At 36.6% G+C, this 10,425-nt stretch carries 6 protein-coding genes and 3 pseudogenes; all 9 read right to left on the bottom strand.

All coding sequences use genetic code 11. From position 1 onward, the window contains the following. Window positions 1-241: pseudogene (locus tag RTP99_RS21715) on the bottom strand (multimodular transpeptidase-transglycosylase / penicillin-binding protein 1A/1B); the annotation flags it as partial. Window positions 242-420: 179 nt separating this feature from the next. Then, entirely contained in the window at window positions 421-1,125 is a 705-nt protein-coding gene (locus RTP99_RS21720) for a CPBP family intramembrane glutamic endopeptidase (protein ID WP_002163781.1), read from the bottom strand. 44 nt (window positions 1,126-1,169) lie between these two features. Further along, window positions 1,170-1,417, bottom strand: a pseudogene (locus RTP99_RS27900) (hypothetical protein); the annotation flags it as partial. A gap of 158 nt (window positions 1,418-1,575) precedes the next feature. Beyond that, window positions 1,576-1,881 (bottom strand): DUF2325 domain-containing protein, encoded by a 306-nt coding sequence (locus RTP99_RS21725; RefSeq protein ID WP_000426065.1) that lies wholly within the window; start codon window positions 1,879-1,881, stop codon window positions 1,576-1,578. After that, entirely contained in the window at window positions 1,872-2,255 is a 384-nt protein-coding gene (locus RTP99_RS21730; RefSeq protein WP_001237722.1) for a hypothetical protein, read from the bottom strand. Before RTP99_RS21730 ends, RTP99_RS21725 begins: the two co-directional genes overlap by 10 nt. 164 nt (window positions 2,256-2,419) lie before the next feature. Continuing rightward, window positions 2,420-2,995: a hypothetical protein gene (locus RTP99_RS21735; RefSeq protein ID WP_002163382.1), complete on the bottom strand. Its 576-nt coding sequence runs from the start codon at window positions 2,993-2,995 to the stop codon at window positions 2,420-2,422. A gap of 16 nt (window positions 2,996-3,011) precedes the next feature. Further along, the gene (locus RTP99_RS21740) at window positions 3,012-5,219 is read right to left on the bottom strand and encodes a lysozyme family protein (RefSeq protein ID WP_000081400.1); all 2,208 of its coding nucleotides are present in this window, start codon (window positions 5,217-5,219) and stop codon (window positions 3,012-3,014) included. Beyond that, window positions 5,216-9,196: a TrbL/VirB6 family protein gene (locus RTP99_RS21745; RefSeq protein WP_000884601.1), complete on the bottom strand. Its 3,981-nt coding sequence runs from the start codon at window positions 9,194-9,196 to the stop codon at window positions 5,216-5,218. Before RTP99_RS21745 ends, RTP99_RS21740 begins: the two co-directional genes overlap by 4 nt. Window positions 9,197-9,226: 30 nt before the next feature. Further along, window positions 9,227-10,369, bottom strand: a pseudogene (locus RTP99_RS21750) (VirB4 family type IV secretion system protein); the annotation flags it as partial. Window positions 10,370-10,425: the final 56 nt, after the last annotated feature.

Genomic DNA, 10,425 nt, shown 5'->3' on the forward strand with positions numbered 1-10,425 from the left:
GTTGTTTCTTAGCTTCTTCCTGTTTCTTCTTTTCTTCTGCTTCTTCCTGTTTATTTTGTTGCTTTCCATTTACCTTTGTTGGTTCCGGGTCAATCATAGCTGATACGAACCATAAAGCCCATGTTGCACAAAAGAATAAAGTGGCTTTCTTGAATTTCGGTTTATTCTTGAACCCTTTCACGAAAAATACGATTGAAGTAATTAATGATATTAAAGCAATTAAATTTAAAAATGCTGACATATGTATTTCCTCCAAGTTGTTTTTATATTCCACTTTTGCTTAATAATTTTATTCATTTGAGCTTTATTTACTTATTAGCCCTGGCTATTTGTCTTATCTACACTGTGGTAGTCATACTTTGTGCTTTATCCAAAATTAAAAGGAAAGTTTTTTCGTTCTTTGCAAATTGAATTATTTCATCAAGAAATCTGAAACATAACAACAATTAAGTTCATACTAGCATGAACGACAAACGATACTATTAACCTATTAGTACGTACATATATTGCCGCAAGTACAAGTCCAATTAGAAAATATCCAAATACAAAAGGAAAATCAAAATGCATAATAGAGAAAAACAATGAACTAACTAATATACACCCACTTTTATTAAATTTACGGCTTAATATATTTATGGCCGCGTAACGAAATACAAGCTCCTCAACTAGCGGAGCAAGAATTACAATTGATATAAGAGCAAGAGGAGAAATGGCTACAGATTCAATATTACTTGATGTATTAACTGATTGTGTAGTTAAGTGAAATATACTTTTATCCAATATACTACCAATTGTCTGTGCCAAGAATACTGCAACTATTCCTACTAAAATCCAACCGAATGATACTCTTGAAAATTTAATTGATAACTTCGAATCGCGCATCGCTTCTTTCTTATATATAAGAAAAACGAATGTCAATATGAGCAAAAAACCTATTAGTTCCCAATGAACAAGTAGTTGCTGAATTGCTTGCTGTTGATTTCCCTTAATATCATACCAACCTGTCTTTGCTAGCAATTGTACACCTATAATCCCAACAAATTGAGTCATTATAAAATATATGAGTATAACATAACCTGATTTATGTATATTACTATGATTCATTTTATTATATTCACCTTTCATTTACATCCATATATTATCTAAATTTCAAATCCAAATAGTATTATCTACTCTTCTTTAAGAATTTTATATATACGTGTAGGTTTATGCTTAACAAGATCCCCTTCACTATTGCTAACTTTTTTTGTTTCAAAGTAGATTGGGTATTCTTCCCACCTGTTTTTATTTCTGATACTAACTCTTTAGTTATCCAGTAATTTCGATTCAGCAGATCTCCTGTTACAGCAGTCATTCAAAAATGTTTGTTATCTGTATTAAATTATTTAGCAACCATTTCCTCTTTGGGGTTCTTTCGTATCTAATTCTAATTGTCCATTTAAATCAGCATTCAAAAAGCATTTAACACTTTGTTCTGGTATTGATAGCATTTCGATTCCTCCAATATTAACTTTATAATTTTATATAAGGATTATATGATTATACAATCTAAATAAATCCCTATACCACTTAAACTTATGCTACTTGCAAATGCTTTAACCCAATCTCTAACGCGCCTGTTCCTCCAAAACCCTGATTAAATAAAAGCGGGACATCATACTTCTTTGCGTACTCTTTTGCTACATCAATAGACACATGACCACATGCACCTTTCTGCACTACAATAACATCACATTTTTTTATAACACTACGAAATGTTTTCTTTACACCACCATGATTTTTTCCGTCGTGAAAAATCACCTGACAATCTCTTTTTTTCGCTAACTTCTCTAATGTTCTACCATTTGAACCACCTAAAACTAGAATTGTACTCATTTCCATTCACTCTCCACATCTTTATTTTTTTTATATGTACTTGGTGATACTAATAATACAATTGTACAAATGACAATATTCAGGAATACCACACCCACTATTAATACAATTGCAAAGACTGGTAACAATAGCATGAAAATAAAACCACTTACAAGCAAGCATATGAATATAAATCCATTGCTCATGTCTTCATAACCATCTAATCCTGTTACAATATCTAAACTGTGCATCCAAACTGTGATACTATCCCAATTTGTTATCAACAGGTATCCACTACCTACTAATAAAGCCCACCCAAATATTGTCCCTAAAAGTCCCGAGCCTCTTCCAGAAGAATATCCTGCAAAATAGTTTGCTGCGGTTCCAAATAATAATCTCATTCTTTTTACCTCCACATCTATATCATTTCACTAATATATACAAATTCCATTTAACCATAACTTTATTATATCAGAAAATTAAGAATATTCAATAAATATTTTTAGGTACTCTTTATATTTTTTAATAAGGGCTGTGATTTTTATTCACAACCCTTATCTTTCAGTTAATCCACAGGAACTTCTTCTTGTCCATGCGGTATTTGTTCAATTGGTGTTACAATTTGCGCATATTGATTTACCTGAATTTTAAATTGTCGTGGTTCCAAGAAGTTTACCTGTTGTATTAAAACCTCTATATGAAATGTATCTACTTTTTTCCCGCGGTCAATTTTGGTAATACGTGCATTGTAAAACTTATCTCCATTTAGGAAATATCTTTGAACAGCTTCTGTAGCAAGCATACGTTCATTACTTGTCATTTTCATTGGTTCAATACCAAATCCAGCCTTTGTAAACAAATATGGAACATCATAACTACTATTAGAAATTTTTCGTAGTAAATCCTCTACTGTTTTTGTTTTTGCAATATATTCTTCTTCTTTTGTATCAAATCTCTTTGGTTTATCTCCAAGCATCTCGATTTCATCTTGATTTACTTGCTCTTCCTCTTGCACTTGTGATTTCAGCATATAATCATGAATGGTATTATAGGTGGCAACACCTGCCACTAGTACGATAATCCCCAATATGACCAAGTATTTACGAGGCATATTAGATAAAATGTTGATTATTTTCTGCATCTACTCTCATCCCTTATCAGTCTATAACATTACGGATTTGTGTCATATGTTGTCCTCTTGCCGTATAGTTTAGACCTGTAATTTGTACACCCTTATTATCACCAATATGAATCATTTTTTGATTCCCCATATAAATCGCAACATGCCCTGGATTTTCATAGAAAATTAGATCCCCTGGTTGCGCATGATTGATGTCTGGCACTTGTTTTCCTTGTCCGACTTGAGCACCAGTCCAATCTCCAAGTTGGACACCTATACTTGTTCTAAATACATACTGAGTAAATCCTGAGCAATCTGAAGTACCTCCTGGCGGATTACGATCCCCTAAGACATATCTCACTTTTCCTTGACCAAGCCATTTTTTCGCTTCTGCTAATACTTTTTGTCGTTTGTCATTCGTCATAATAGGAGAACCACCAGATGATAGTCCTGGATCATCATTTTTCTTAAAGAATTTCATTGGATCCGTTGGTTGGTCGTTAATACGAATTTGGAAATCTAAATGAACAGCGTAGCCATTCATATTAAGGAAACCAGTGTTTTTATCATAGTTAGAACCACCCATCTCTCCAATAATTTGTCCTTTCGTCACCATGGTTCCTTGTGCAATTGATATTTTACTCAAATGTAAGTAACGAGATACAATACCATTTCCATGGTCTACATAAACACCTAGACCTCCACCATTTACATTACCTGCTTGGACTACAATACCTGCTTCCATTGACCACACGGGGTCTCCAGCTTTTCCAGCGGTCATAGCTCCAATATCTACAGCATTATGTTGCTTTCCACCACGAACTGCATCAAATGTATCTGTAATACGCCCTGATTTCGTTGGCCATTTCCAACCTTTATCGGAAATCCATTCTCCATCTCCAGATTCTACACAACCTAAATCTTTATAATATTTCAAAACTTTGGAAACGTAAGTGTAATCTCCATAACACGCTCCAACTTTGGTTCGGAAGTTATTAGGATCAGAACAACCTGCTGGATTTTCACCAGCATGCTCCCTAGAAAACGCAATGGCTGTTTCTTCTGAATATCCACCTTTTGCTAATGCATAACTAATGAATCCAGGACCGTAATTATAACTCTGTAAGGCAAGTGCTATATCTCCATTTGCCTTTGCTAAAACATCTTTAAATTCTTGTACGCCTGCTTCAATAGAAATATTGGGGTCTTTAATACACCCTATACGAGCACTTCCTTTTAGACCTATACAATATGAACTTAAGTCTCCATAATGCCCTTCTGCAGCTTGCATCGGGTCACTTCCCTCTCCTTGTGATTCCTGCATCATTTGGGCAGCCAAAACACCAACATATTGAGCTACACCATGTTTTTCTGCCATTTCTTTAATTTTAGGAAGGTATCCTGTAACTTTGGCATTAAGGTTAACAGGTTCTCCGCCAGGGCTCACATTACCTACACACATACCACCAACAAAATTACTAGAAGGTGCCAGATGTCCATACATTCCTTCTAACATTCCTGCTGCTAGTATCTCACGCGCACGATCTTTTTGACTCTCACTAAACTTTGCAAGCTCCATCGCTTTTTCTAATCCATGAGAAGAAACTGTTACTTTTTTACTACCACTTGCATTAATTTCATCTATTTTTTTCTTAAAATCTGTATCTCCCAATATCTTTTTTACATCTGGTCCGGAATAACTTTCAGATTTGGTTTTTTGCATCTCCTTTTTCTTTTTTTCACAAGGACCATTCGGTCCTGCCTCACATACCTCTTTTTCCGTATATTCTTCATATTGGATATCCAAGAAATATGATATAGCATCATGCGGATCTTTTCCAGTCAAATCATTATCATACCGAGCCATGTCAAAAGCGACGACCTCTTTCCAGTCTACGTTTAGTGCCATTGAAATTTCCATATACTTTTTGACTTGCTCTTCTGTTTTACTCTCATCATCGGTAAATGGTACAAAAGATGCTAGAATCACACATACAGTAATAATAAGAGCCATAATGAGAGCAACAGGCAATCCTACTGCTCCCACGATAGCTCCGACAATTTTCACTATACCAGCTCTTAGCAGTTTGGCAGCAGCTTTCGCTGCCGCTCTTCCTGCTTTTCCTGCCATTTTTGCCATTTTCCCGCTTGCCTGCATCCCTTTTTTCTTAATAAAGTGAGATGTCGCATCTTTTAAAGGGTTACTTTTCTTCTGGTTATTTGGATCGTTAGGATTTTGACTCATAGACTTGTCACTCCATACTTTCCATTTTCATTATTTCTACTTCTTCGCTGTGCTAAGCGAGGGTTTGGCGCAAATGGAATCAGGTTTTGTGGGTCATGTTCTGATAAATTCAAATGTGTCTCTGTACGTACAACTTCGTCCTGTGTATGAGTTACTAGGATTTCTTCTCTCGGTTTAATACTGCTATCTTTCACTTCACAAACCCTTTCAATTCTTTGGTTTGCTTGTAATCGTGTATCTCCTTTTCCGAACGGAGAAATACGTGACACTGTACCGTCTGTAGTTGTCGCAACCATATAACTACGATCTCTTTCTACCACCATTTGCACATTCTGGTATCCCCCCTGGTCTAAATCAGACATATAGAAGTGACCATTGTCTACCTTATGACTTACCGTAAGTGGCGGTTCACTAAATACTGGTTTCTGTTGTAAAGGTCTTTGATTTTGATTTCCTATTAATTGGTTTGGATTAATATTGATAGAACGATTGATACTAATTTTCCCACCACTAGAATCTTGAATATATGCTGGTGTTGCTTTCATACCATTACGGTACTGCGTTAATTGTCCATCCGAAATATTTAAGTCTTGATATACAACTTGTCCCGAACGAATGCTACTATCACCACTACCATAACGAGATACAACTTGTGTCATTCCACTGGAATCTTTCGCTTCAATCCATGATTTATTATTTGTCGTAACAAGACGTACTGCACCTTGAGCAACTGATTGTCTTCCAGTCGCATCTGTTATTGTTGGTACCATTCCCTTAATCTCTTGAATTTCTTTTGCTTCTGTTTGAACTGCTTTATTATAAGGATTATGTTTACTTACCATACGTGCAGTAGCTTGGTAAGCACCTGCACCACCAATTACACCTGCTGCATAGCTTAATCCTTTTGTCACATTGTAATGGCGTTCTGCTGCATTACCTCCTAATGAAGTATGAACGGCAGCTGCAGTTCCACTCATCACTCTTTGTACTGCATTTCCACCAGCCTGCTGAACAGCACTAGATGCATTAAAGTATGCTTGTGATACATTTTCCATACCTTTTGTATGCACGAGATGTTTGGCACCTTCCATCATACTTACACCAATCATCTTACTTTGCTGTGTCATACGTCCCACTGCTGAAGTTGGAATCGTCATTTTCCCAGCACTTTGCGAAATATTTGCTACACTAGCTGATGCATCCGCATACGAGCGCTCAATTTCAGAAACAGACAGATTTCCAGCACGTGCCATACTCGCTTGCGTTTGCGTAGCTGCAAACACAGCTTTATTGATTGCACCACCTGTCGCAACACCGTGTGAACGAACACTTTGAATCGCACTAGTAATTCCAGAACCTACTTGTTGACTCACTGTTCCAAGACTAGCATGACTTTGTAAACCTTTCGTCAATTGCGAAGCAAAGGCATCTTTATTAATATATGATTGATTATGTAGACTCTTACCACTCGTATCTTTTGCCTGTACGGGCATCGCACCCGCTTGTACCGCTGCTTGCTGAGCGACTGCTTTAAATTCATTCCCTTTATCATTCAAGTGAGACTGCCAAGCTTCTACTTTTTGCGCTTGAGACATAGTTGGAGACAAGTTTTTCATAAAGTTTGCTTTGTTCTCTGCTGCATATCCTTGTTTAAAGGATTCTGTAGATGCTTGTACTAAATTCCCAACATTACTTACACCTTTTTGTTTCTGGTTTCCATATCCATTTGCTAAACTATGTGTTTTTACACCATTTACCGCTTTTTGAATGCCAGATACACTAGATACACCCATTGCATTTATATTTGGATTGTTTTGTAATTGTTGCGATAGCTGAGAAGCAAAAGCTTCCTTATTAGCATAGCTAGTCCCATCTTTTTGTTGCACAATCCCTGCTTGTTCTGCAGCTTTCTGTGCATGATTTTTAAATCCTTGCACTTTTTGACTCAAGTGTTTGTTCCATGCAGCCTCTTTTTCTTGTTGTGGTACATCTGCAGGGAATTGCTTCATGAATCCAGCCTTATGATCTGCTGTATATGCCTTTTTAAATGCAGCAGTGGACGCACCCACAAGTGAGTCTACTTGTCCCATATTTTGATGGCCACTCTCTAGTGTTTCTCCCTTTACTCCTTCAACCGCTTTCCCAACTTTTCCAAGTGCAAGTTGAGAAGCAAAGACATCTTTATTTACATAAGACTTATCAAACAGGTTGTTGCCTTGCTTATCTTTCGCATCAACTGGCATTGCTCCAGCTTTTATTGCCGCTTGTTCTGCATGATTTCTAAATCCTTGAACTTTTGAGTTTAGATGGTCATTCCATTTTTTCTCTTTCTCTTCCGCTGACATGTTTTCTGGTAATTGACTCATAAACGCATCTTTATGGTCTGCCTCATATCCTTTTTGGAATGCGTTAGTTGCAGCGTTAACTAAATCTCTAGCATTTCCATATGGTGTAGCATTTTTCTTCATATTTTGTAAATCTTGTTTTCGCTGATTTTTGAAATGAGACATTTGATCACTATTTGTTTTTGCTACTTTTTTTGCAATCTCTGCATCAGATGCACCAGGGAATGCTTGTTTTAAACGGCTCGCAACTGCAGAATCAGGATTATCCGCTTTCCAATTTTCAAAATCTTTCGTAGCTAAGTCTTGTGCAATATCTTCATCTGTTAACTCTGGATATTGTTCTCCATTTAACCCTTTATACGTATCTAGACCTTTCTTCACACTAGAACCAATATGCTTCCCAGCACTAGTAACTCCTTCAAGTCCAGCTGCCAATGTTCTTCCTGTTACTGCACCAGGAACTCCACCTGCTTTACTTCCAGCAAATGTTCCTACTGCCATTCCTTCTGGTCCAAGTCCTGCACCCATTGCTAACCCCGCGAGTCCGCCCGTTGCTTTTCCAACCATGCTTCCAATTTGACCTGCTTTTAACATACGAGCTGCACGAGATGTTGTACCTACATCTGTCCCTAAATTGGCTCCCAACGCGTTTTTAGGGTTATCAGCATCTTCTTTTTTATCTTCCTCGCCTTCTTTTCTAGCTTTTGTCTTCTCTTTATTACTACGATGGTCATCACGTATCCCTTTAACGATACCTGCCATACTTGCTAAGGCTCCCATTCCAAGCATCGTACCTGCTCTATTTACCGCTCCCGCCGTATTTGTACTTAAACCAATGAACCCTTTTACAATTTCACCTATAGGAATAAACATAGCAAATAAGATTAATTTAATAATGGTATTATCTGATTTGCCTACTAGTACAAAAATCAACCATATAGTAATCGCATGGATACCTTGGATGAGTACTGTACCAACAAATTCACGCATCCAATATAGAGTTTGTTGTTTCTTTTGAGGAAATAACCACATACCAACCATAATCGGTCCCATTAACATCAAAATATATAGAGATACCGCTCGCATTAAATAGAAGAAGTTTGCCCAAAGTGACAATCCAACTTCAATCAACATCGCAAAAATTTGAAATAAATAATCATCCTTATTTTTATCCATAGACAATTCGGCAATTGTCTGACCTGGTTTAAAAACATCTAGCGATTGTTCTCCTATTGCTCTTTTAAACTCCGATGCTACCCAAGTATTAATATCAAATATTATGTTATAGAAGAAATCTAAATGCCATATACAAATAGAAACGATCATTAAATCCTTCGCATATTCAATGATATATGTTCGATTTGTTGGATTAATGGCAGCAGCTGAATACTTTGCACCAGCAATTACAGCACTGACTAAGACTAAAAAGGCTGCAAATTTAAACATGACTGGTAATCCCGTATTTAAAACATTCCCAGCTGTGTCGTCTTTAAATAAAAAGTTTAGTTTTGCACTATCCCCACCAAAAATTAAATCGGGGATAGTATCAATTAATTTATAGATTGGAGAAAGAAAGGTCTTGACCATAGAAACAATTAAGCCGCCAACCCATCCTATTATCTTATCAAGCATAATTTCACCTTCCTTTTCAAAGGTACGCTATTATCCTGCGTACCCTTGTACTTTCTTCATGTTATTTAAAAGCTCTTGTAGTACCGCTTCATTAGATTCAATGAACATCATTTCTTTATCTGATGGATCTGTTTGAATCCAAACCGAGCTATCTCCTATACGGAAAATCCCTTCACCTTTCCCTGGATTGTTGAGAATAATGTCGAGCTCCCCAGCAGTTAAGTTAAAGTTCTCTTGGATTTTTTTCTTATCAATCTTATTTTGCTCTAAGAAGAAATAAGAGAAAGTAGATTGCAAGATACCACGCGCTTTCACATTTTCCAAAATACGAACAAAGTCCTGACTTGCCCAACACATACCGGCATTTCTTTTACGTGAACGACGTGCTACTTTTTCTAAGAAGTTAACAGTTTGTTCATAATCGATAAACTGCCACATCTCATCCACATATAACACTTTTCGTTTGATAGCGTGTTCTGGACTCTTAATCCAATGCTCCCAAATATAGTTCAAGATAACGTGGAAGGCGATCGGTTTTAAGAAACCCTCTTCTAAATGACTAATATTAAAGTTAACAACACGTGATTCATTTAACTGTGTTTCTACACCGCGTCCAAAATTACTTTGTCCATCAAATAATGGTTTTGAGCCATCACGTAAAAACGGACGAATCGCAGCAATTAACTCTTCTGCTTTCACATCGTCTCCATGGTTTTCTACTATTACATCATAAATTTCTTTTAACTCTGGCTCCGGCTTTCTCACTTGAGACTGAATTAATTGTCCATCCACCTTCTTCACTTCATCTGTATATAAAGATGAGGGATGAGAAGTAATACCATGTTTATCGAATACTTCACGAATTGCATCTTCTAACATTGTGCGCTGGAATACATTTAATCCTGGTTGATCAAAATCTTGTCCGCGAATAATAATGTCAAAGAATCCTAGTATTTCATTGATTTTCTCTAAAATAGGCACAAATCTTACATACTTCACGCCATCACGCTCTACGAGTTCTTTCTTGTCATATTGTTCAAGCGCTTCTAGCTCTTCATCTTTATCCGTAATCTGAAGTTCTGTTACTGCAATTGCACAAGGATTAATAATGATATTACTTTCTGGTGAAATATTTAAGTTAATACCACCTAATCGTTTGGTGATTTTTACGAATTATGATGATAGGTAAGGCTTTGATGTAATCTCCACCTTTTCCCCCACCTCACACC

Origin of the sequence: Bacillus sp. (in: firmicutes) (assembly GCF_031983925.1) — a bacterium.
Classification (GTDB): domain Bacteria; phylum Bacillota; class Bacilli; order Bacillales; family Bacillaceae_G; genus Bacillus_A; species Bacillus_A pacificus.

Coding starts and splice junctions, on each gene's coding strand:
- RTP99_RS21720 (WP_002163781.1), bottom strand. CDS start 1,125: ATGAAAGGTGAATATAATAAAATGAATCATAGTAATATACATAAATCA.
- RTP99_RS21725 (WP_000426065.1), bottom strand. CDS start 1,881: ATGGAAATGAGTACAATTCTAGTTTTAGGTGGTTCAAATGGTAGAACA.
- RTP99_RS21730 (WP_001237722.1), bottom strand. CDS start 2,255: ATGAGATTATTATTTGGAACCGCAGCAAACTATTTTGCAGGATATTCT.
- RTP99_RS21735 (WP_002163382.1), bottom strand. CDS start 2,995: ATGCAGAAAATAATCAACATTTTATCTAATATGCCTCGTAAATACTTG.
- RTP99_RS21740 (WP_000081400.1), bottom strand. CDS start 5,219: ATGAGTCAAAATCCTAACGATCCAAATAACCAGAAGAAAAGTAACCCT.
- RTP99_RS21745 (WP_000884601.1), bottom strand. CDS start 9,196: ATGCTTGATAAGATAATAGGATGGGTTGGCGGCTTAATTGTTTCTATG.